The following is a 23596-nucleotide window of genomic DNA, read 5'->3' on the forward strand; positions in this document are numbered from 1 at the left end:
AATGAGTGGCGTAATAGTCTTCGCCCGACGGTAGGTTGTCGATCGAAAGGGGATACGGCGGGAAGTAGTGCGCAAAGACCATTTTGCCGGTCGACTGTCCGTTGTCCGGAAGCTCGACGGCGGGATGTGATGAAACCGCCGCGTCAACCCTCGCGTTTGGGTCCACTCCATCAGAGAGCCTGAGGCCGGCCGCTACGAGAAGCGCTGACGACACCAGCGCAATGCCGATTGCAACTGCACGAAATTTCCTGCCCCGCGAACCTTCGATACTCACCCGTTTCCGTTTTCGAGCATCGGCGTTCACCGAATCAGCCACCCCTTCTCACACACGGCCTTACGCCGCAATGTCCGGTGACGTTGACATCCCGAACCTGGAAATCGAATTCCAATTCAATTCTGCTGCACAGAATCCGAAGCTTGCGTGAGGTGACTCGACATGGAATCGGAATCGCCGCTTTCACCAGGTGATCTTACCTGCCGCTCATCGGTCGGCAACTCGTCGCTCGACCGGTTTACCTTCGGCGCGACTTTCGTCCGGAGCATCGAGCGCGGGATCGCCACCGTGGGACTGTCCAGATCACTCCGCGTGTAGCGCTCTTCGGTCTCTGCCGGCTCCCATTCGTCGAAATCGATTCGCACACCGTCGGCAATAGATTCACCGGAATCGGCCGAATCATGCTTGTCCACTTCATTCTTCCCGGTCGAGCCCATGCCCGGTTCTGTATGGACCGAATGCGCAGCGGCTCCCCGTTCGACGGGGGGCCACGCGCCGACTCGTTCATTCGATGCATCATTAACCGGAGGCTCGCTCGGCGAAGGCTTGTCGACCACGCTCACTCGGCTGCGGCCCTTGACCGAGCCACTACGTCCGGCACCCGTCAGCACAGCACCCAACAAGTTCGCGCCGGCAGCGCGCAGAGTGGCCACTGCCCCTTCCACCTCGTCCACCGACGAAATACTCTGTGTTGAAACAAGAACCACACCGTCGACGACTGAGCCGATCACAGTCGAATCGGTATAGAGCGATAAAGGTGGGCCCACGACGATCGTGTATTCGAAATTCTCGGTGACCTCCAAAAGCACCTCGCGTGCTGAGACCGATGCGATGGCGTCACCGGAATCGGATCGTATCGAGCCGGCGGGCAGCAGGGTCAATGAGCGACCAGGTACCTGAACGAGCGCGTCCACGAGCGGAATTGCGCCGGCAAGAACGTCGGAAAAGCCGGCTGCCGGTTTCATCCCCAAGTATGAATCCAAGCTCGGCGACCTCAAGTCACCGTCCACCAACAGTACTCGACGTCCCGCTTCGGACAGGACAACCGCGAGATCGGCTGCGATGCACCCCGCAGGCTCCGAGTACCGAGGCGAGGCGATAAGGACCGAACGGATCGCGTCGGCACTCGGGCCGGCGAACTCGATACCTGTCCTGAGCTTGCGTATCGACTCGGCATAGGCGGTCGCGCCGTCGGCGGGGAATGTCAACGCGTGAGATCCCCGCGAAGCCGATTCCGGAACTGTCGCCAAAATCGGTACACCCGCAACGGCCGAGAGCATGGAAGCGCTTCGAACGGATCGATCGAGCCGCCCGAGGAGCACCCGGACGCCGACGCCGACGACCAGGCCACCGACGAGGCCGAACAGGGACGTCATCACGAGATTCGAACCCCCACTGGCATCTTCAGCGTTCGCCTCGGTGACCACCTGGACAGACGTATTCGGACGTCCACCACCGTTAGGGGTCTCCAACTGCCCGACATATTGTGCAAAATTCTTCGCATACGCATTGGCGATACCAGCCGATCCTTCGGCCGTCGAATCCGTGACAGAGACCTGCAAGAGCACAGTTTTCTCCACTGCTGCCGCCGAGACCTGCGAGGCCAACTCGTGTCCGCTCATTGGAAGACCCAGGTCGTCGATCACCTTGACCGCGAGATCGTCGCTCGAAAACAATTGGGCATAGGTCGCCGCTCGTTGTTGAGAAAACAGATCGCCCTGATAGGCACCGGCCGAGTCGGCGCTGATCGGCGAGCCGATGAACAGCACAGTTGTCGACGTGTACGAAGACGGACTCGAAATGGCCATGAAAGCACCGAGGATCAAGCCGAACACCGCGAAGACAGGTACTGCCCACCCCCGCCTCAGGATTCGCGCGGCAGAGCTGAGTGCATTCATGTGTTCGCCTTTCTTGGAGACCGCTGTGTGCGTGTGTCTCCGTCGCGCCGTGGCGTGTGACTTGCCACCGAGTCAGTTGTTTCGGGCCGACCGCCGGGCAACACTGCCCCTCGCTGCCCTCGGCGTGTGGTGGTCAGGAGGACCGAACCTTCGATTTTCGCACCTGCGATTTCCAGATCGTGAATCTTCGTCATCAAGTCCTGCCTGTTCGTCGAATGAGACTGAACGACAAGGATTATCGAACGACACACCTTGGCCAATCGGCTCGAGTCAGCGTACTGCGTCCCGCCGGAGTCGAAGACAACCACAACGTCGAACCTGGCACTCAGATCTCGCAACATGCGTCCGAACGACTCCGACTCGAAGACTCGCTCGGGAGTTTCGGTCGGCGAACCGCTCCGGAGGAGAGTCGGCTGCAGCGGTGTCGAGATCAGAACATCGTCGAGGACGCTGTCCGACATGACGATGTCGGTGACCCCCAACTCGATATGAGCACGCGAGGATCGGAAGTTGCAGTCGACGAGAACCACCGAATACCCCAGAGCGCAAGCAGCATCGGCGATACCGCCAGCTGCGAACCTGCTGATCTCCCCCTCTTCGGCAGCGGTCACGAGCACAGGTGATGCCGGCGTGCCTGACCCGATGAGATCTCGGTTGAACTGCAGTCTCTCGAAAGAACTTCTCGATGCCGACTGAGCACCTTCCTCGGCGGACAGTCCCCTGTCACCGAGGTACGGGATGGACTCGAGCACAGGTAGACCCGTCCAGGCCGCCAATTCGTCGACACCCTGAACTGCTCTCGACCTCGCAGCAGCCAAGATCACACCAGTCACTCCAACCATCGATCCGACGACCAACCCCAGAAGAAGGTTCGGAATCGTCTGCGGGCCAGACGGGCTCGTCGGTGCTGACGCCGTGACGACAGTCAGCGGCTGAACCGTCGGGATCAAAGTCCCACTCGGCGTCTCGAGCCGCCGGATCGTCTCGTTCATCTCATCCGAAGCCGCGTTCGTCAGTTGCAGCGCCCGATCTGCACTGTCGGCGGTCCCAGAGATTTCGAGCAACACGGTGTCGGGCACAACGCGAACCGAAAGGCTCTCGACGTCACGAAGACCACTCTCGCCCAGACGACTTGCGACACGGGCCGAGAAGTCCGCACCTTCCGCCAGACGCGTGTACGTACCGGCTCGTTGCTGCGAGAACTCGTCACCTTGGAAAGGGCTCGAATCGGCATTGCCCAGAGTGGTCGGTGTTCCCCACCCTGGCGTGGTGAGAAAGAGTTCGGTCGAGGACTTGAAAGTGGTCGGCGTGAGCATTGTCAACAGAACGCCTACCAGCAGGCCGAGCACTGTCGAGATGCCGACGACAATCCACCTGTCACGAAGGACTTCGAAGAAACGGGACGGGTTCATCGGAGAATCCCACCATTGGGCGCGCCGTCGCGAATCACACCGGAGGCAGTCAGCGATTCCACCAGCTTCTGAGCAATCACTGCATTCCCCACTGCATTCGGATGTACACCGTCCTCGAATTTCAGTGATTCGAGGTCGACGTCGGCGTACCAACCGTCTGCAACGGGATCGATCACGGTCGCGGCAACCGATTCCCCGTAACTTCGCAGCGCTGACACGAATTGCTCGTATCCTTCGTACGGCACTGGTGTGACGTATGTCGGCACGATGATCACCAGACGCGCATCCGGCCATGCATCCCGGACGGCGTCGATGTACGACGTCATGACGGGAAACAAATCCATCGGACTCATGTGCAGATCGTTTCGCCCACCGTCCACGAAAATGATGTCCGCTCGATACCGCTCGATCGACACCGGTAGTCGATTCGCGAATCGTGTTGTAGTTCCCTGATACTCCGGTGCGCCGTCGTTGGCGAAACCGGTGCTTCCCTGTGCATCGACATTGCAGTCCCACCCCATCCGGACGCAGATGATTCTCGGGTACGCCCCGAGCCCGATTCCGTTGATGCCCGCAGTGAAGCTGTCGCCGAACCACATCGATGCCGGCGCTGTGTCCGGCGGCAACTGAGGAACCGTGGTCGCTGAGGTGAGGGCGGACCGGCCGTTTTCGGCAGCCGAATTCTGACGCACGGCCAGCGTCGTCGCACAGACGACCAATACCACCAGTAGAGCAAGACCCACGAGTTCCAGCGGGCGACGGGCAGAGATTCTCGACGAGAATCGGCTCGTCCGAGTCATCGAGTCGCCTCCCGTCGTGAGACGAAGAATGCACAGCCGATGATGACGAGGAAGTACGACATCGCTTGCAGCAGGGACCCTCTGAGAAGAATGATCAGGTAGAAGGGCAGGATGCAGGCAAGAATCGTCGGCGCCCTGGACTGGCGCAGCGACATTTCGATTCTTCTGTCCTGAATCCCTGCGATCAGGCCCAGAGCAACCATTCCGGCTATCAACGCGATCCACCCACCGTTGACGAACAACTCGGACCACAACGGCGCAGAAAGGTTCTTGACCGTGTAGTTGCGGCTCTCCGCGAGCAGGATGCCCGTGTCCGTAGCTTTGCCGGGCCAGATGGTCCGCGGAATCCAGAAAAGAACAACTCCGAGTGCCTGCTTGCCATCGGTAACCCCGTGCGTATTCACAAAGTTGACGGTGTTGTTGACCTGCGCAAATGCATCGTAGTCCGGAGACGTGAGCGATTCGAGAGGCGAGCTTGTCTTGAACTGTGCCGACGTGCTGTACCTGAACGCATCGGCGAGCGGAAAGACCAGGACAAGTGCCGCCACGGCAAGCAGGGCAACCACACGGAATCGAACGCGGGTCGCGAAGAGTCCGAAAAGTGCCGCCACGGCGAGTGCTGCAGTACCGAACAGATACCTCGCACTCGAGATCGGATTGAACGTCAACAACAACACGGCTCCGAGCACGATGGCGCAGAGAAGAAACAGACGATCCGCTCCGGGATTCTGATCACGGTATTTGACCACCGCGATGAATGCGACGAGCAAGGACATCATCGCGACGGCGCCGATGATGCTGGCGACCGTGGATTGCCCCAGCGAAGCACTCGCCTGCTCCACCACGGCACTTCGGCTCGACAGAAGCGTCCCTACACCGAGTTTCTTGATGTAGTACGCGTTGGCGACCAGGGCGCAACCGGCAAGAATCAAAACCCGAACGGGATCCACACGCACGCTCGTGGCGTTTCCCCATCGCGTGTCTCTGATTCGACGCCAGACCGCACCGGAGAACACTAATCCCACCAGGAAGCCGACGATCCCCAGAAGGACGATCGAGACCGCCGTCGAGTTGAGGGACGGATCCACTCGCGGCGTCGTAGGAGGAATCTCTCGCAGGCGGAGCTGAGCAAGTGGGGCAAGACCCATGAAGACATAGGTGAAGACCCAGAACGACATCTCGACGAGCCGACGAAAGCCCTCGCCGACAATCCACGCGTAGCGCAATCCCGAAATCGTGGTGACGGCAAGTACCGCCATCCACACGCGCCCTGGGGGTGTCGGAGTGAACTCGACGACTGCGAAAGGCACGATGATCACCATGATCACCGCGGTCCAGATCGCAATCAGTGGTGGCATCAACGAGTCTCGCCGACTGACGTCGAATTCCGCGAACTCGTGAGGCTTTGTCCGCCCGCTGGAAATTGTTTTCACGTGGTCGTCCCGGCCAGTGCGCCTGTTCGTGTTCGGCGCAGGTCGCCGGGTTCGGAACGATCAACAGTGGACGGCACGATCGCAGGGCTTTCGCGGCCAGAGTGCTTCCGTTGGGCAGCAACCACCAGGCAGACTGCGACCAGGATGGATGAGAGCGCCAGTCCGATCGCGACTCCGACCGCGGTTCCAGTGAGGGCTGCAGCCGCACTGCAGATGACAATTGCCGTGAGACTCTGGACGATTCGCAGTTTGAGCAGTCGTCCACTGGCTCCTTGAGTGCGGTAAAGATTGTAAACGCCCGCTATCCAACAGATCGCCGCGTACTCGAGTCCGAGAAACGGCAGGACATGGCGCGCCTCGGCCCAGGACTCTCCGAGAACGACCCGGCCGAGTGCATCTGGAAGGAAGGGAGCGGCAAATCCGATCGTTGCCGCCATCGCGGATGTGAGCCACGCTGCATAGCGCAGTGTGCTCCACACCTGGCGCGCGGTGTGGCCGGCCCGAACGGATTCGGGAATGACGATCAGTGGTAGCGAACTGATCAGCACGGCGAACGGACCCAGGACGGTCACTGCTCCGCGCAAAGACGCGGCAGCCACCGTTCCGATGAAGGCTGTGGACACCGCGACGATCACGATTGCGGCCAGTTGGTCGATACCGCTCTCGAATCCGAACCGGATTCGATGGGTCCAGAACGACGTCCACCAGCGATACAGACCAGTCAGTCGCGGTAGCGTCTGTACGCGAATCATCAGGTAAACGAGTGCAAGCGCTCCGGCGAGGGACCACAGCCAGATCATCTCAGCGATCGAAAGTGCCTCTGGTCGAAGCCAAGTCACGACAAGCACACCGAACGCCACACTGGCCCACAACGCGTCGCTGAAGAACGCATGTTCCGGTTCTCCCATCGACATCGCGGTGAACCGCAAGGCATCCTGCGCGAGGACAACCGGTGCGGCGACGGCGTATGCAATCCCCACCTGCGGTTCGTGCAGGAAAACAGAGACTCCGAGGGCAACGATCCCGACTACGATTCCGAAGAAGGCCGCACCCGAGGTCGCATGTCTGCTCTCCGTGCGAATCCTGTTGCGGCTGTATGCACTCATCAACAGCAGCGGTGTGCCCACTGCGCCTCGAACGAATCCGAGCGCAGCCGTGAGGATGGAGAAAACGAGGATCGCCAGACCGAACTCACTCACGGACGACGGGCCTGCCATCGCGAACAGAATCAACGCGTTGCTGACACTGGACAGCACCTGATCACCCGCGCTGAACAGCACGCGCAGTTTGAGACCCGCCACGTCTCTCACCTCCCCCCTTGCGCTCGCTGCACTCCGAGACTTCGATGTTCCGCGACCGAGATTTCAAGACCGAGATCGATTTGAAACCATCGGTCGGCTCAGTTCACTCAAAACAGTCTATAGGATTGTTTACTGCGAAGTAGCCGAGGAGTACGAAGTGCCTGCAGACGCACCGTGGGACGCAGGTTTCCGCTATCGCTCGCCGAAGTGAAATCCTGTTTCCATCGTGACGTCGGCACCCGACAGGCCAGCGGCAGTCTTCACCGCCGCCATCAATGAGGCCTTCGCGACATGTCCACCGGAATGACTGAACGTGCAATCGGAGACGTTCCCAGTCGCCCGAATGTTGATCGACAGCGCGTTCGGGGCGTAGGTCTGCATGCCACCGGAGTACACGAGTCGGCCATCCAGCTTCGCATACGGTCGATCGGCTGGGAAACGAAAACACGACATACTGGTGGTCAGAGGCTGTTCCACAATCTCGTCACCTTCGCCGGCCCCACCGCTGGATCCGTGCCTGTAGTCAGCTGCGCGCGCGACCACCTCGCCTACTGATCGACGGATCAGCGCCTCACCCGACCGAATTCGCGACGACAGTTCACGCGCTACGTCCGCAGGGTCATCGACCGACCAATCGGCCCGAAATGGTATGTGACTGAACGCATTCCCATCGGTGAGCCCGAGAACCGGGGAATACGAGCGAAGGTCCGCCACCACGTGATGACTCTCGTGAGCCCCACGTCCCAACGCGGCGAGTAGTGCGCAGTAGAAGTAGACCGACGGCAATTTGCGATCAGTACTGCCCTCGAGCCGAGCGAAATACCACCACGCGCGTGAATCCAATGCATCAATGCCCGACTCGTCCGGGCGAGCAACAGGACGCGGAACCTCGTTCCGCATACCGACAATCTGCCGTATCGCGCCGAAAGATGCTTTGGGACGAGCGACGGACATCCGAAGTCCGCCCTCGACGATCCTGCGCGCAGTCAACGGCCGCCGGTCCTGACGATCGGGCGCACAGTCAGGACTCAACCCACTCAATGCCAGAAAGAGTCGTTCCGACTTCGGCATGAACACGGTCTCGTCACCGAATCGGTGCGAGTAGATCAGTCCGAGCATTCCGGCACTTACGACCAACACGATTGTCGACGGGTCGACGAGGCGACTGTTGTGGAAGAAACTCACGAAGACCTTGTTGAATTCGTCGACATCGACGGTGTCGAACTCGTCGGGGAGATCGCCTGCCACGTCGTCGAGCACCAGATGCTCGGGTTCGATTTCGGATTCATCGACTCGGCGCACCAGCACGACGCGCACACGGATGTCGTCCGCGGGATCGAAAACATTGCTGATCCACACCGAAATCGCGTCGTCGACTACTGACGGTACAACTGTCGCAAACGCCTGCTGAGTATTGCAGCAGTAGATGTTCCCCCACGGATCAGACCTCATCATTTCCCCTCCGCCGCCGAATACACAACAAACCGCAAGACGGTCAAAGTGCGATCGAACATTCACGCAGACCATTGCATGAGCACAGAATTGCACATGGTGCGAGAGCGCAGAATCTGGACCCGCCCGGACGCACACCACCCACCTCGACGCAACTATCACCAGAATCACATCCACCCAGTTATTTTTCGGCTAAATCAGTCGTCCAGACGGTTGCATGTCGGAATCCACCAGGGCGATTCGCCCATTTTGTCGAGTCCATCCAGCTGACCAGGTTGATAAACCGCCCTACTGGCGCTTAAATAGCTTGAATAAAACCGTTTGACTGTTTAACGCGCATTTTCCCAACCGGAGGTTCGTCATCAGTACACAGACCGACCAGATGCACGAGCACCCTGTCGACGATTCGGCGATTCCCGAGTTACCGACAAGTGCCACTGTCGGCTCGCTGAACATCACAATCCTCGGCATCAACTACGCGCCGGAAACCACGGGGATAGCTCCGTACATGACGGACCTTGCCGAATCGCTCGGTGAGCGCGGACACGAGGTGCACGTTGTCACCGGGTACCCGCACTATCCGGCATGGGAAATCGACGCTTCGTATCAGGGACGGTCGATAGACGAGGTCGTGAACGGCGTTCATGTTCACCGACGCCGCCACTTCGTGCCGAACCCACCGAACGCATTGGGACGAATCAAAATGGAGCTGAGTTTCGGCGCACGTGCCGCCAGCTCCGGGTGGAACACACCTGATGTGATCGTGTGTACCAGTCCGGCATTGCTGGCCACTGCGATGGTCCTCGGACGTGCTCGGCTGACGCCCAAACGTCCGGCCATCGGGGTCTGGGTCCACGACTTGTACGGACAAGGCGTCGTGGAGACCGGCGCGATGACAGGCCGCAGTGCCCGCGCAACGTCGAAGCTCGAGGCGGCTGTCGTGAAGTCCGCCGACGGAATCGCCGTCGTCCATGACCGTTTCGTCGACCACGTCGTCAACGAACTTCACGTCCCACGCGAACGAGTCACCGTCGTTCGGAACTGGACGCATGTGGCACCGATCGATGTGGACGATCTCACCGCCGCACGCACCAGATTCGGGTGGTCGCCCGACGAAACCATAGTTCTGCACACCGGAAACATGGGCGTGAAGCAAGGTTTGGAGAATGTGGTGGAGGCGGCTCGACTCGCCGACGAGCAGAATCTGCCCATCCGATTCGTTCTGGTCGGCGACGGCAATCAGCGACCGAACCTCGAAGCCGCGGCAGTGGGAGTCAATCGAATCGACTTCGTCCGTCCACTCGACGACCAGGACTTCCGTACTGCCATGGCCGCCGCTGACGTTCTACTGGTCAACGAGGCACCCGGAATCGTCGGGATGGCAGTGCCGAGCAAGTTGACGTCGTACTTCAGCAGCGGTACCCCGATCGTCGCCGCGACCGACGTGGCATCCACGACTGCTGACGAGATCCGTGCTTCCGGTGCCGGCGTCGTCACGCAGAACGGCGATCCCGCCGGCCTGCTCACCGCGGCCCTACAACTCGCGGGCGACGCGGAGACCTCCGCCAGACTTGGCGCCGCCGGGGTCCGGTACTGCGCTACCGCGGTCGGTAAAACCGCGTCCATCGACAAATGCGAACAGTGGATCCGCGACCTGGTGGCCGGCCGGAGTCAGCACGCGAGCCACTCGGAACAACACGTCACACATCTCGACGCACATCTCGACTCGGATCCGAAGACGACGAACACAGACAAGGCAGCTGACGCTCGATGACCAAACGCGCACTCATCACAGGGATCACCGGACAGGACGGTTCCTATCTGGCAGAACTGTTGTTGGCCAAAGGTTATGAAGTACACGGATTGATCAGACGCGCATCAACTTTCAACACGTCACGCATCGATCACCTCTATCAGGACCCTCACGAACAGGGCGCACGGCTGTTCTTGCACTACGGTGACCTGTCCGACGGCGCACGACTCGTCACGCTCTTGTCGAAGATCGCACCAGACGAGGTGTACAACCTCGCTGCGCAGTCGCACGTGCGGGTCAGCTTCGACGAGCCCGAACACACCGGCAACACAACCGGAATCGGGTCTATTCGTTTGCTCGAAGCAGTCCGCATGACGGGATTGCAGTGTCGCTTCTACCAGGCTTCGAGTTCGGAAATGTTCGGAGCCAGTCCGCCTCCACAGAACGAGGACACCCCGTTCTATCCTCGGTCGCCGTACGGTGCCGCAAAGGTGTACTCGTATTGGGTCACCAGGAACTATCGCGAGGCCTACGGAATTCACGCAGTGAACGGGATCCTCTTCAATCACGAGTCACCCCGCCGCGGTGAAACATTCGTCACGAGAAAGATCACGCGTGCAGTCGCACGGATCCAGGCCGGGATCGAAGATTCGCTGTACCTGGGCAATTTGGACGCGGTAAGGGACTGGGGCTACGCACCCGAGTACGTCGAGGGTATGTGGCGGATGCTTCAAGTCGACGAACCAGATGACTACGTGTTGGCCACTGGAGGAAACTTCACGGTCCAGGATTTTGTCGTGGCCTCATTCGAACACGTTGGTCTCGACTGGCAGAAGTACGTCAAATTCGATCCTCGTTACCTTCGCCCGACAGAGGTGGACGCTCTGGTCGGCGACGCAGGCAAAGCCGAGGACAAATTGGGCTGGAAAGCGACAGTACAGACCCCAGAATTGGCTCGAATCATGATGGACGCCGACATCGCAGCATTGGCACATGCCGGCACACCGTGGATCGACACGCCACATCTCCCTGATTGGAAGATCTCGCTCTCATGATCACGACGAAATCGATTGCACCTCTTGATCGCAGCGCCCCGACATACATCGCCGGACACAAGGGGCTAGTGGGATCCGCGCTGTGGCGCAAGCTCGAGCAGAGTGGCTTCACCGACCTGATCGGCCGCACATCTGCCGAACTCGATCTGCGAAACCGCGCAGACGTGTTCGCCTTCTTCGAAGCCACCACACCGTCGTGCGTTGTCTTGGCTGCCGCGAAGGTCGGGGGAATCGTCGCGAACAACACATATCCGGTCGACTTCATCTCCGACAACCTCCAGATCCAGACCAACGTGCTCGACGCAGCGCTGCGGCACGGCGTGCGTCGATTGCTGTTCCTCGGGTCCTCGTGCATCTACCCGCGCCTGGCACCACAGCCGATCACCGAAGATCAATTACTGAACGGCCATCTCGAACCGACCAACGACGCATATGCGATCGCCAAGATTGCGGGAATCATCCAGGTCCAGGCCGTTCGCAGGCAGTTCGGGTTGCCCTGGATCTCGGCGATGCCGACAAGCCTGTACGGACCCGGCGACAACTTCTCGGAGAATGTTTCGCACGTACTTCCTGCGATGATTCGCCGTCTCGACCAAGCCAAGAAGGATGGAGTTGAATCCGTCACGAACTGGGGTTCTGGGAGCCCACGTCGAGAATTCCTCCACGTGGACGACTTGGCCGACGCACTCCTTCACCTACTCGACACCTTCGACGAGTCCGGACACATCAACGTCGGTACCGGTCACGACGAAACCATCAAAGATCTCGCAAACATTGTGGCCGAAGCAGTCGGATACGAAGGCCGAATGGACTGGGACACAAGCAAGCCCGATGGTGCACCGCGCAAACTACTCGACGTGTCCACACTGATGGCCACCGGTTGGCAACCACAGATCTCAACCCGCGAGGGCATCGAGTCGACCGTTGCCTGGTATCGCGAACACGTACGGGACTCGTCTGCAGCGGTCCGACTGTGAGCACAATCCGCACTCTGTCCGGATTCACCGGTGCCGGATACGACAAGGGACGCGGTCCGCTGGTTCAAATCTCCTGGCTCGTGATTTCCGGTGTACTGCTTTCTCATTGGTGGTGCCCCAACGGGATACGCGTTGCAGTTCTCCGGCGGTTCGGTGCAGACATCGCCGACGGGGTCCTGATTCGGCACCGCGTCCGTATCCACTGGCCGTGGAAGCTCACGGTCGGAGCAGACTCGTGGATCGGCGAGGGAACCTGGATACTCAATCTCGAACCCGTCACGATAGGGGCGAACACGGCTATCTCGCAGGATGTCCTCCTGTGTACGGGCAGTCATGATCACCGAAGTCCCACATTCGAGTTCGACAATGCCCCCATCGTCATCGGCGACCAGGCATGGATCGCCGCCCGCGCGACGATACTCCGAGGTGTAACGATCGGAGACAACGCAATCGTCGGCGCGACGGCTTTGGTGACGTCCGATGTTTCCGCCGGAACCACGATGTTGGCGCCACGGGCCGGCGCTGCACGATGAAGATACTGCAGATCGTCACTCTCTTCTCACCGGACGCCGCTTACGGAGGGCCTATCAGGGTCGCCCTCAATCAGTCGAAAGCATTGCAGGACAATGGCCATGACGTAACTATTGTCGCAGGTGAGCGTGGGTACGCGGTCCCCCCGACACGCGAGCAGGGTATCGCTCTGAAATTGTTTCCGGCGCGAACCGTGATCCCCAAGATCGGGTACGCGGGAATCGGCGCGCCGTCGATGCTTGTGTGGCTTCGCAAGCACATCCGAGAATTCGACGTCGTGCACATTCATCTCGCGCGCGACCTGGTGACCCTTCCTGCCGCCAAGTTGGCTCTTGCATACGGCATTCCAGTTTTCGCACAGACTCACGGGATGATCGACGAAACAGACAAGCTGCTGGCAAGACCGTTGGACGCTGCTCTCACGATCCCGGTCCTCAAACGCGCACGGACAGTGTTCTATCTCACCGAACGAGAACATGCAGACCTGCAGTCCGTTGTCGGAGACGGTCGCCTCAACTTGGTGGAACTCAACAACGGGATTCCGGAGGCGGAAGACCTCGAGTCGCCGCCTGTGGACAGATGCGACCCGCCCGAGGTCCTGTACCTCGCACGATTACAGGCAAGAAAGCGACCCCAGGTCTTCGTCGAAGCCGCAAAAGCGTTGTTGGACAGCGGACACACGGCGCACTTTTCGATAGTCGGACCGGATGAGGGCGAAGCAGAAGCCGTCAACCGACTGATCGACCGCTCCGGGCACAGCAGTGTCATCCGGTACGAAGGCCCACTTCCGTTCGACAAGTCTGCCGCACGATTTCGTCAAGCCGCGGTATACGTCTTGCCCTCCGTGAACGAGCCGTTCCCAATGTCCGTACTCGAAGCGATGGCCGCTGGACTGCCCGTAGTCGTCACCGACACGTGTGGCCTCGCACCACTGATTCGGGACGGTCGCTGTGGCCTCGTGATCGACAACGCCACCGAGTCACTGACTGCGGCGATCTCGTCGCTCTTGAAGGATCCCGTCGTCGCAGCAGAGATGGGCGCCCGCGCGCGAAATGTTGCTCGCGAACGACTAGGAATGCCTGCCGTTCGTGCGGTGCTCGAAACCCAGTACGGGCTCTGAGCGGCTCCCACATCTGCACTACAGGAAGTAATTGTGAAATCCACTCGCCCCAAGGTCCGTCGACGCATACTCGTTCTCAGCGGGATTGTCGGCGGACTTACTGCAATCACTGCCGCCGGCTGGCCGGTCTACGTCGATCCGGTGATCGACACACCCGAAATAGCCGACGCGATAGTTGTTCTCGGCGGTGATCACGACGGCAGAGAAGAGTACGGACTGTCCTTGGCCGAGCAGGGCTACGCGCCCCAGATCATCTTTTCGAATCCGTATCGAAGCAATGATCCGAAGATCAACGCGATATGCGAGGGAACCTACGACTTCGAGGTCAGCTGTTTCAAGCCAGATCCGTCGACCACGCGTGGTGAAGGACAGGAGATTCGGCGTCGCGCAGAGGCACAGGGATGGAAGCGCGTCATCGTTGTGACCTTCGTTCCCCATGTCTCTCGCAGTCGCTACATCATCAACCGTTGCTGGGACGGTGACATCGACGTAGTCGCGGACCCCCGACCACTTCCGGTCTGGGTCTGGGCCGCGAACTACGTGTGGCAAACCGCCGGGTATGTTCGCGCCCAGTTCCAGGAATGCTGACCGCCTCTGGCCGGTCAGTACGCTCCGTCGCTCCTGAGCACTGCGGATACGGTCTTGGTGATGATCGAGATATTCTGCGCCGCAGACCAATTCTCCACATACGACGAGTCGAGACGAACAGATTCTTCCCAGGAGAGGTCACTGCGACCACTTACCTGCCAGAGACCGGTGATGCCAGGCTTGACCAGCAGGCGCCGGGCAACCTCGTCGTCGTACATCTCGACCTCGCGCCGCAACGGCGGCCGCGGACCGACAACGCTCATCTCGCCGCGAATGACGTTGAAGAACTGTGGTAGCTCGTCGATGCTCAATCGACGAAGGATCTTGCCGACGGACGTGATTCGTGGATCCTCCCGCATCTTGAACAACACGCCTCCCGCGCCTTCGTTGTCCCCCATCAGATCGACAACCTGCTGATCGGCGCCTTCCACCATGGTACGAAACTTCAACATAGGGAACGGTTTCCCGTTGAGGCCGATGCGTTCTGCCTTGTAGAACACCGGGCCTTTCGACGTGAACTTGACCGCAGCGGCGGCGGCGACCATGACCGGCGCCACGAGGAGGATCATCAGCATCGAGAACACCGCGTCGAAAACAGCGGGCGCAAGCCGGTTGGCGCCCTGGTAGCGCGGTCGCGCAACGTGAATCAACGGGAGTCCTGCTGCCGGGCGAAACATCAAGCGAGCCTTCGACACGTCAGCTACGACCGGTGAAACCACCATGTCGACGCCCTCGGCTTCGAGATCCCACATCAGCTTGCGTATGCCCACCTGCCCGAGGTCTTCGGTTCCGGTGACGATGACGGTGTCTGCGCCGCTTGCGCGCATCGCCTCGACCACCTCGAACTCGTTGCCCAATACCGGGACCGCTGCGCCGTCGACGACGATGTGATCGTCCAGCGCGGTCGCCCGACGCGGAATGCACGCTCCCACAACGTCGTAGCCTGCCGAGGAGTCCCGCACGAAGGCTCGCGTAGTAGCAACGACGGACGCGTGTCCACCGACCAACAGCACCGAGTTGCGGCAATCCCCGCTCGCACGCTTCTTTCGAATGTCGCGCCGCCAGAGGTAGCGCCCGAGAAGCAGCGCAGCGAGCCCGACGGGCAGTGCGATCATGAGATAGCTACGCGCGATTCCTACGCCGAGAATGATCCCGGCCAATGCGCCCACTCCGAAGACTTGGCCGGTAGCGAGCAGCACCTTCTCGTACTCGTCGCTGCCCTCGCCCAGCATCGACTGATGACGGCTGCGTCCGCGTGCGAGCGCGATCATCCACAGCCCTCCCAGCGCTGCAGACGCAATCACCTTGAGTGGTGTCAGCCACTCGATCGGATGCGGCCACATGCTGCCGATCTGTGCGAGCGCGATCACGAACAGAACCGTGATCGAATCGCTCACGGCAATCCGCTTCCGGTATGCCCGACGCCAGTCGGTGCCGACATGAGCGGAATCCTGCAATGCTGCCGACCGGCTCTCCACCTCAGCATGAACGCTCATTTGCCATCAGTCCTTCTAGTCATTCGAATGACTTCAGCGGGTCGAACGGATTCAGCGGATCGCTGATCGGTAGCCACCGCGAGCCTCCAGGTACGGCAACACCCCGCCGGTTGCCGTACCTCGCTGCTCGCAGTGCAGAAACGAACCGTCATCGGACCCCCTACATAACTGCCGATCAAGGGCCACTTCGTGCGATAAAACGACCCAGTGTTGCTCATTTCGTACGTAAACATACCTTAGGTTTGTTTCAACTGCACTCACCGAGTCCAAGCTATTTTCCGGTTGCCAGATGATTACCGGGCAATTACGTCAAAGTGGGCTAATCCTCCACATTTTCGAGACGTCTTCCCTCACGAATCCGAATGTCGGCGATCAGCATGTCCAGGGCGCCCAGGAGTGCAGTGTCGGCGCGTCGGCACTGTTCGATCAAAGCTTCCAGATCAGCTTCGTCGGCGCTTTCGATCACACCGGCTTTGGCGGCCCTGCTCAGTACTTTTTCGGCGAGGAGCAACGGCGGCTGCGACCGAGCGATGCCGTCCATGGACGACGCGCGCGCCTTCTCGGCAGCCTTCAAAGCGTCCCACGCCCGCTCCTGCTCAGCGATGTCGACCACCCCGGAACTGACCAGGTGCGGGCTGCGATGCACGAGTTTCGCGATCAGTGCGCCGGCCACGTCGTCCAATTCGAAAACGCCGTGAGATTGAGCGATCCGCGAGTGGAACAACACCTGGAGCAACAGATCGCCGAGTTCCTCACGGAGATCGCTCTCGTCGTCGCTTCGAATCGCGTCGAGTACCTCATAGGTCTCCTCGACGAGGTAAACCGAGAGGCTCTCGTGCGTCTGGGTCGACTCCCAACCGCCGCGATTCCACAACCGGTCCATGATCGACGCCGCTTCCACCAATCGATCGCCGTGAATGGGTTCGGCGCGAATCATCTTTACCCCAGCGGCAGACAACGCCTCGATCTTCGGCTCGGCGGTGTCCATCATCACAGTCACCGCGGCGCCGGGTGTCGTGGCAGGCAATGCGCCGCGTACCGAGTCGGGAACGTCCGGGTCGATATCGATCGCGCCGGACAGGAACGGGAGCGCCTCCAGCGGAAAGACATGCGGCCGCAGAGGATCGAGCAGTACGACGACGGGCGATTCGTTCACCGAGTGCTCACGCCTCGACCAGGACGGCACCGGCGGCGCGCCCGTCTATCGCCAAGATGAAGTCCGCGATGTATTGAAGTAGTTCGACGTCCCGCAGGCGATCCGAGCCGACTCCGCCGGTGCGAGGCAGCGGGAGTTGCACGAGCCCGGTCGTTGCCCGGTACTGCGCGCTCGGATAGATCCTCTTGAGCCTGATCTGTTTGGAATCGGGCAGTGACATCGGCGAGATCTTGAGCTGAGTTCCGGTGACGGCGACTTCCTCCAGTTGGTACTCGCGGCAGAGCAGTCGAAGCTTGGCCACCGAGATCAGCCGTCGAACCTCTTCGGGCAGTGGGCCGTAGCGATCGACCAGTTCTTCGACTACGGCAGCGATGCCGTCGGAATCAGTTGCCGCAGCGAGCTTGCGGTACCCCTCCAACCTGAGCCTGTCACTGGTGACATAGTCGGGCGGGATGTGCGCGTCCACCGGTAGGTCGATCCGGACTTCCTTCGTGCCCTCGTCCATGGTGATCGGTTTGCCGTCGGCTGCAGCCCGGAAGGCTTCGACCGCCTCGCCGACCAGCCTGACATACAGATCGAACCCGACGCCCGCGACGTGGCCGGACTGCTCTGCGCCCAGAACGTTTCCGGCTCCACGGATTTCGAGGTCCTTCATCGCGACTGCCATACCGGCGCCGAGGTCCGAATTCTGCGAAATCGTTGCCAGTCGGTCGTATGCCGTTTCCGTCAACGGCTTTTCGGCCGGGTACAGGAAGTATGCGTATCCACGTTCACGACTACGCCCGACGCGTCCGCGGAGCTGATGCAACTGCGAGAGGCCAAGCGAGTCCGCACGTTCGACGATCAGTGTGTTCGCGTTCGAGATGTCCAGACCGGTTTCGATGATCGTGGTACAGACCAACACGTCGAAGTCGCGTTCCCAGAAGCCCTGCACGGTCTTTTCGAGAGTGTCCTCGTTCATCTGACCGTGCGCGACGACGACGCGAGCCTCCGGGACGAGTTCACGGATCTTCTTGGCCGCCTTGTCGATCGAGCTGACACGGTTGTGTACGTAGAAGACCTGACCGTCGCGCAGAAGTTCACGCCGGATGGCCGCGGCAACCTGCTTGTCCGCATACGCGCCGACGTAAGTGAGGATCGGATGACGTTCTTCCGGCGGTGTGAGGATCGTGGACATCTCACGGATCCCGGCCATGCTCATCTCGAGAGTACGAGGAATCGGGGTAGCCGACATCGTCAAGACGTCGACGTGGGTGCGTAGTGCCTTGATGTGTTCCTTGTGCTCGACTCCGAATCGCTGTTCCTCGTCGACGATCACAAGCCCGAGGTCCTTCCAGCGAATACCGGTCTGCAGCAACCGGTGAGTACCGACGACGATGTCGATCTCGCCTTCGGCCATGCCGGCGATGATTTCCTTCGAGTCCTTGGCGTCGGTGAAACGGGACAGCCCTCGCACCTTCACCGGGAACGACGCCATTCGTTCGGTGAACGTCTGAAGATGTTGCTGTGCAAGCAGAGTCGTCGGGACCAGTACCGCCACCTGCTTGCCGTCCTGGACTGCCTTGAACGCGGCACGAACGGCGATCTCCGTCTTGCCGTACCCGACGTCACCGATCACCACCCGGTCCATCGGAACCGGCTTCTCCATGTCGGCCTTGACCTCACTGATGACGGTCAACTGGTCGATGGTCTCGGTGAAGGCGAACGCGTCTTCGAGTTCCTTCTGCCACGGCGTGTCCGGGCCGAATGCATGCCCCGGGGCCGCCTGACGCGCAGCGTAGAGTTGAACCAACTCACCCGCGATCTCACGAACCGCCTTGCGAGCCTTACGCTTGGTGTTCGCCCAGTCGGATCCACCGAGCTTGCTCAGCGCAGGCAACTCTCCACCGACATACCGGGAGAGTTGATCGAGCGATTCCATCGGGACGAACAGACGATCACCCGGGTGACCACGCTTGCTCGGCGCATACTCGATGACCAGGTATTCACGACGCGCCCCGCCGATGGTGCGTTCGACCATCTCGACGAACCGGCCGATACCGTGCTGATCGTGCACGACCATGTCCCCTGCAGACAGCGCGAGGGGATCGACCTGATTGCGGCGCTTGGCCGGCAAGCGCTTTCCGTCGCCGACCGCTGCAACGCGGTTGCCCGTCAGATCGGACTCGGTGACGATCACCATCCCCGGCGTCGAGTCGTCGCCGGCGAGTACCAGTCCGTCGTGCAGAGACCCGCGGAGCACCGCGACCTGTCCACGGGCAGGGGTCGCTCCGCCATCGAGCATCTTGGCGGGCACTTCGGCTTCACCGAGTCGCTCGACGACTCGGCTTGCGGTGCCGGCGCCTGCCACCACGATCGCCGCGCGACCGCCCGTGCTCACGTGCGCCCGGAGGCTGACGAACAGCTCGGCCAACAGGTCGTCGGAACCACGTACCTGCGGTGCCGCCTGAACCGGGATTTCCAGTTCTTCACCATTTCCCGACGCCAGCGGGCTGACCGTCCACCACGGACGGCCGGCAGCTTCGGCAGATTCGCGAACATGACGAAGCGACCGGTATGCGGAGGCACCGAGATCGACTCCCCCGCCGTTGAGGATCGACGTGTCGAGCGGTGCAGCGCCGCCGATCGACGCCGCCGTCCACGACGCTTCCAAGAATTCCTGGCCGGTGCGCACCAGATCGGTGGCGCGGGTGCGCACCTTCTCCGGATCGCACAGAAGGATGTGTGCCCCTACCGGAAGGACATCGGAAAGTAGTTGCAGTTCACCGGGTTTGAGAACCGGGAGCAGAGCTTCCATCCCCTCGACGGGGATGCCTGCCGAGATCTTGTCCAGCATCTCGACCAACGACGCGTCAGCCTGATTCTCAGCAGCGAGTGCCGCAGCTCGATCGCGAACATCAGCTGTCAGAATCAGCTCACGACACGGCGGCGCGATCACGGAATCGACGTCGACGTCCGGTAGCGAACGCTGATCGGCGACAGAGAAGTACCGAAGCTCCGATACCTCGTCACCCCAGAATTCGATACGTACCGGATGATCCGCCGTCGGCGAGAACAGGTCGAGAATGCCGCCGCGGACCGCGAACTCACCACGCTTTCCCACCATGTCGACACGGCTGTACGCCATCTCCACCAGACGAACCAGAACAGAATCGAAATCGATCTCGGTGCCGACGCGCAACGTGATCGGCTCGATCTCGCCAAGACCCGGCGCCATTGGCTGAACGAGAGAGCGCACCGTGGTCACGATCACCCGAAGAGGCGAGCCGTACGAGGCGTCGTCTGGTCTGGCGAGTCGGCGCAGTACCTCCACCCGTCGCCCGACGGTGTCCGCGCTCGGCGACAGTCGCTCGTGCGGCAATGTTTCCCACGACGGGAACTGCGCGACGCCTCCACCGAGCATCTCGGTGAGTTCTGACGTCAGATCGTCGGCTTCGCGACCGGTGGCCGTCACCAGCAGCACCGGAGTGCGCGCGGCAAGTGCAGCGGCGATGAATGGTCGAGCCGGCTTCGGCGCCACGATGTCCAGGGCAGGCGCACCGATCGAGTCGATCACTGGAGTGAACGCGGCGTCTGCGAGGGCGACCTCGGCGAGTCCAGCGAGCGCAGTCTGGGCAGAGGACAAGGAAGTCAACGAACGCACTCCTGAACAGTGATGACGGGTTGCGGACGCACAGCCCGAGCGCAAGATCTCCACCGAGGCAGAGTTGTGCGCCGGTTCGATTCTATCGGTGCGCGATCTCGCAGCGCAGTCCGATCCGTTCAGTTTCCCGTAACGCTCGGCTTCTTCGTCGTCCGCTTGGCCGGTGAAGATCGGGTGGCCGGGGCGCTCGGCGGTGCCACGGCCACGCTGGTGTGAGAGTTGAGCGCCCGAACCCGGCCGATTACCTTCGTTGCCTGGCTGGTTCTCCGTAGACGTACAGTCCTGCGACCGTTCGGCGCGAGGTGGAACCAGGAGTCTTCGGGCTCGAAGCCCTGCAGTTCGAGGGCAACGTATTGGGCGGAAGCATCCGTCGAGACGTCGACTACCCACTCTTCGTCGCCGACGTTGCGCGCCGTGGCGACAAGTCCGACCGACCGCTCGAGGGGCCGTGCCGGACTCCCCAGGAGGTGCACCACTTCGTCCACCATCTCGCCGTCTTCGTCTTCGAGCGTGACGGTGACGGCGTCGTATGTCCGCGCCCCGAACTGAAAGACGTGAGTGAGGTCGGTGAAACGGCCGACAAGGCTGTCCACGGACCAGGTCAGACTCGAGTGCGATTCCACCTTGACCGGTAGCGCGACGTCGACTGGGACGACACCTGACCGACTGTGCGCTCGAAACCTGATCTCGCCGACGACAGGTTCGGCAGTCTCGTTGATCGCGTCGAGCCTCAATCCGTCCATACCGTCGTCCGTGACGAGGAGCGCGATCGGTTTGGCGCTCCTACGGAGCACGAACCACGGAGCCTTGGGGCTGCCGCTCCAATCGAGGACCCCCCATCCCGGCCCGGGCTCCAGGTCTCGCAGTGCGAGTGTCAAGGCGCCGTCGCACCGAGAATCCGGGCGACGCCAATAGCCGAGCGTCGAGGCGAACGCCTCACATACGGCTGCTCGCCCCAGGTCGAGATAGCGTTCCGGGTCGGACCACCGGACTTCACGAGCGTCTTCGCCGAAAAGCGCGTGGACGTAGTGATCCCGAACATCCTCGAAATCCCACGACGATCCGTTGTCCCGCGGCACCGCGGCTTTCCATGCCGGGTGGTGCCCTGCGACGGCGAGCGAACCGAATTCGTTCTCGATCACGGCATTCGACGGTGGAATCGAAAATGCCAGTGATTCGGTCGCAAAACGTACTCGCGCGCTGAGCACGTCGGCCAGTGGACGACGATAGGCACCCACCCCGAAGTAGTGGGCGACCCCGCTTCCGACATGCGTTGCCAATTGCTCTCCCCCGCGAGGCGCCGAGGGCGACGACGTCACGTATTCGAGTTCAGGTGCCACCGCCGAGATCAGCTCCGGCAGTCTCGAATGAATGAGCGGGATGTGTTGATCGACCAAGCCCAGCATGGTCGGCTGCTGTTCGGTCTCGCTGCCGCCGCAGAAGACTGCCAAAGCGGGATTTCCACGCACTCTGTGCAAGAACGCGGTGACCTCTGCTGCAACGAGTTCGAAGAATTCGTCGGTGTCGGGCGGATCAAGAGTCGCCAACATCATGTCCTGCCACACGAGAATGCCCAGTCGCGCGCATTCCTCCCAGAAGTGGTCGCTCTCGTAGACCATCGTCCCTGGGATTCGAATCATGTTCAGGCCCGCCTCAGCCAGGCGTTCCAAGACACGAGTGGTGCCGGCGTCGTCTTGAAGCGAGATCGGGTCGGTCGGCACCCACACCGAACCACGGCAGTACACCCGGATGCCGTTGACATTCAAACGGAATCCACCATCGGATCTGTCGGCCTCCACCGTCCGGAAGCCCACTGAACCGAGATGCTCGGAGACTCCGACCGTTTCTATCGTCACCGGATACGTGCGAGGAGCGCCATGAGTGTGCGGCCACCACAACTGCGCGTCCGGCACTTCGACGACGCCGGACACCTCGAGGAATCCGTCCGGTCCGGCAATTACAGCCAATTGTCGCGAGTGTTCGCCGACGCGCACGGTCACGTACTCCAGCGAGGCCGGCAATCCGGTGAGCCGAGCGCTGACGGCAACGTGACCGGTTGTGCCGTCAACACTCGCGTGCTTGACAGCCGAGACTACGGCGGCAACTCCCTTGTCCAACAACCGGATACCCCGCCACGGTCCCACCGGTACCGGAACGCCACTGAATACGGGAGCCATACCGAGCATCGTGGTTCGGATCCACCGAAGACCCTGTTCACGGACCATCGACGAGCGCCAACGTCCTCGAGGACGCCTCGATCTCAGAATCGCGGACAGAGAATGAAAATGAATAGCGACCTGGACGCGTTTACCAGCGCCGACTACGGCCGGAATGCTCACTTCCCCAGGTGTGAACATGGATTCAGTGGACGCGACATGGACGCCGCCGATCCAGACATCGGCAAACGCCGTCACACCGTCGAACTGGAGCAGCCACGACCCCTCACCGGTCGTGGCCACGGTAGTCACGAACCACCAGTCCGATGATGAAACAGACGATGATGAAACCGACGACGATGCAACGGACTTCGTGCGTCCGGCGTCCGTTTGCGCCGCCTGTATCGCACCAATGACTGTCCCAGGCACAGACGCTGCGACCCACTCGGTCACGGTTTCGAGGGCATCCGGATCAGATATGGATCCGGGTTCGGTTGCAGCGCATCGCCATATCGCGCCGGCCAGCAGGTCTGCTGACGAACGAGGCACTG

At 61.0% G+C, this 23596-nt stretch carries 16 protein-coding genes and 1 pseudogene; 6 read left to right on the top strand and 11 right to left on the bottom strand.

Features of this window, described 5'->3' with window-relative positions; all coding sequences use genetic code 11:
• The 7 genes and pseudogenes from RE4_RS31470 to RE4_RS28055 form a co-directional block, all read right to left on the bottom strand.
• Positions 1-304, bottom strand: a pseudogene (locus RE4_RS31470) (glycoside hydrolase family 71 protein); the annotation flags it as partial.
• Positions 305-390: 86 nt separating this feature from the next.
• A complete protein-coding gene (locus RE4_RS28030; RefSeq protein WP_070795953.1) occupies positions 391-2172 on the bottom strand; it encodes a tyrosine-protein kinase domain-containing protein in 1782 nt (593 codons plus the stop codon).
• A complete protein-coding gene (locus RE4_RS28035; RefSeq protein WP_029255873.1) occupies positions 2169-3584 on the bottom strand; it encodes a hypothetical protein in 1416 nt (471 codons plus the stop codon). The genes RE4_RS28030 and RE4_RS28035 overlap by 4 nt, the downstream gene beginning before the upstream one ends.
• Positions 3581-4384, bottom strand: a complete 804-nt coding sequence (locus RE4_RS28040; RefSeq protein WP_024488192.1) for an SGNH/GDSL hydrolase family protein — start codon at positions 4382-4384, stop codon at positions 3581-3583. Before RE4_RS28040 ends, RE4_RS28035 begins: the two co-directional genes overlap by 4 nt.
• On the bottom strand, positions 4381-5817 hold the full coding sequence (locus tag RE4_RS28045; RefSeq protein WP_029255875.1) for a hypothetical protein: 1437 nt from the start codon (positions 5815-5817) through the stop codon (positions 4381-4383). Before RE4_RS28045 ends, RE4_RS28040 begins: the two co-directional genes overlap by 4 nt.
• Positions 5814-7118, bottom strand: a complete 1305-nt coding sequence (locus RE4_RS28050; protein WP_127160009.1) for an MATE family efflux transporter — start codon at positions 7116-7118, stop codon at positions 5814-5816. Before RE4_RS28050 ends, RE4_RS28045 begins: the two co-directional genes overlap by 4 nt.
• Positions 7119-7310: 192 nt before the next feature.
• A complete protein-coding gene (locus RE4_RS28055; protein WP_127160010.1) occupies positions 7311-8573 on the bottom strand; it encodes a hypothetical protein in 1263 nt (420 codons plus the stop codon).
• Between the two features lie 379 nt (positions 8574-8952).
• Between RE4_RS28055 and RE4_RS28060 the strand changes: the two genes are divergently transcribed.
• The 6 genes from RE4_RS28060 to RE4_RS28085 are packed head-to-tail and all read left to right on the top strand — an operon-like array spanning position 8953 to position 14594.
• Positions 8953-10344, top strand: coding sequence for a glycosyltransferase family 4 protein (locus RE4_RS28060; RefSeq protein ID WP_223257898.1), 1392 nt, complete (start codon positions 8953-8955; stop codon positions 10342-10344).
• Positions 10341-11378 carry a GDP-mannose 4,6-dehydratase gene (gene gmd / locus RE4_RS28065; RefSeq protein ID WP_060939758.1) on the top strand — a complete coding sequence of 346 codons (1038 nt, stop codon included), beginning with the start codon at positions 10341-10343 and terminating at the stop codon, positions 11376-11378. Before RE4_RS28060 ends, gmd begins: the two co-directional genes overlap by 4 nt.
• Complete coding sequence (locus RE4_RS28070; RefSeq protein ID WP_029255880.1) at positions 11375-12355, top strand: GDP-L-fucose synthase family protein; 981 nt, start codon at positions 11375-11377, stop codon at positions 12353-12355. The genes gmd and RE4_RS28070 overlap by 4 nt, the downstream gene beginning before the upstream one ends.
• Positions 12352-12888 carry a DapH/DapD/GlmU-related protein gene (locus tag RE4_RS28075; RefSeq protein WP_029255881.1) on the top strand — a complete coding sequence of 179 codons (537 nt, stop codon included), beginning with the start codon at positions 12352-12354 and terminating at the stop codon, positions 12886-12888. Before RE4_RS28070 ends, RE4_RS28075 begins: the two co-directional genes overlap by 4 nt.
• A complete protein-coding gene (locus RE4_RS28080) occupies positions 12885-14006 on the top strand; it encodes a glycosyltransferase (protein WP_060939759.1) in 1122 nt (373 codons plus the stop codon). Before RE4_RS28075 ends, RE4_RS28080 begins: the two co-directional genes overlap by 4 nt.
• Before the next feature lie 33 nt (positions 14007-14039).
• Positions 14040-14594, top strand: a complete 555-nt coding sequence (locus tag RE4_RS28085; protein ID WP_060939760.1) for a YdcF family protein — start codon at positions 14040-14042, stop codon at positions 14592-14594.
• A 14-nt stretch (positions 14595-14608) separates the two neighbouring features.
• Here RE4_RS28085 and RE4_RS28090 read toward each other — a convergent pair whose 3' ends face one another.
• The 4 genes from RE4_RS28090 to RE4_RS28105 form a co-directional block, all read right to left on the bottom strand.
• On the bottom strand, positions 14609-16090 hold the full coding sequence (locus tag RE4_RS28090) for a sugar transferase (RefSeq protein WP_060939761.1): 1482 nt from the start codon (positions 16088-16090) through the stop codon (positions 14609-14611).
• 319 nt (positions 16091-16409) lie between these two features.
• A complete protein-coding gene (locus tag RE4_RS28095; RefSeq protein ID WP_046378951.1) occupies positions 16410-17246 on the bottom strand; it encodes a nucleoside triphosphate pyrophosphohydrolase in 837 nt (278 codons plus the stop codon).
• A gap of 7 nt (positions 17247-17253) precedes the next feature.
• Entirely contained in the window at positions 17254-20880 is a 3627-nt protein-coding gene (gene mfd, locus RE4_RS28100) for a transcription-repair coupling factor (protein WP_031331022.1), read from the bottom strand.
• Between the two features lie 128 nt (positions 20881-21008).
• Positions 21009-23594, bottom strand: coding sequence for a glycosyl hydrolase 2 galactose-binding domain-containing protein (locus tag RE4_RS28105; protein WP_060939762.1), 2586 nt, complete (start codon positions 23592-23594; stop codon positions 21009-21011).
• Positions 23595-23596: the final 2 nt, after the last annotated feature.

Origin of the sequence: Rhodococcus erythropolis NBRC 15567 (genome assembly GCF_001552595.1) — a bacterium.
GTDB classification, from domain to species: domain Bacteria; phylum Actinomycetota; class Actinomycetes; order Mycobacteriales; family Mycobacteriaceae; genus Rhodococcus_F; species Rhodococcus_F erythropolis.